This window comes from Xanthobacter autotrophicus (assembly GCF_030015065.1).
GTDB lineage: Bacteria > Pseudomonadota > Alphaproteobacteria > Rhizobiales > Xanthobacteraceae > Xanthobacter > Xanthobacter autotrophicus_D.
In genome coordinates, this window is sequence record NZ_JAIVFN010000345.1 from 1 (window position 1) to 484 (window position 484).

Consider the following 484-nt stretch of genomic DNA (forward strand, 5'->3'; position numbering starts at 1 on the left):
ATCGTAAACAATGCGACTGGTAACTTTGGGCCGATCCCGCCACCCATTTAGACGCTTGCCCAGCCAAGCCTTTCTCCAGAACTCATCTTCGCTAAACCGAGTCGCAGCCACAAAGCATATAGTGCTGCGTCTTTCCCGTTGTTCGTGGCAAGCATGATTGACCAATTTGCCTAGGAAGCTCTTTTCCAATGCAGACTGCAACCATCGACTACATTTATGTCGAATAAGACCGAAACCCATTGTCAAACTCAGTGATTGATCGGGACGGACGAAGAAGCGGGCATAACCACGCCCTCACCTTCGATGAATGCCTGCAACGCTGCGGCAGCCAGCTCCCCAGATGGCAATGATACTGACCAAAGTGTCTGATCATCATCCGGGAAAAACCAGGGATCGAACTTGAGTTCCTTCGCAATAAACAGGCGCGCTTGCCCTAAATAGCGCTCGTTTAGTGGTGTACGCCAATCCAAAGAAACTCCTAGAC

The 484-nt window shown here is 50.4% G+C and carries 1 protein-coding gene; it reads right to left on the bottom strand.

Annotated features, from left to right (window positions below):
* Positions 1-248 precede the first annotated feature (248 nt).
* Positions 249-484 (bottom strand): hypothetical protein (locus K9U40_RS23455; protein WP_282892469.1); only part of this gene is annotated, 236 nt, incomplete at its 5' end.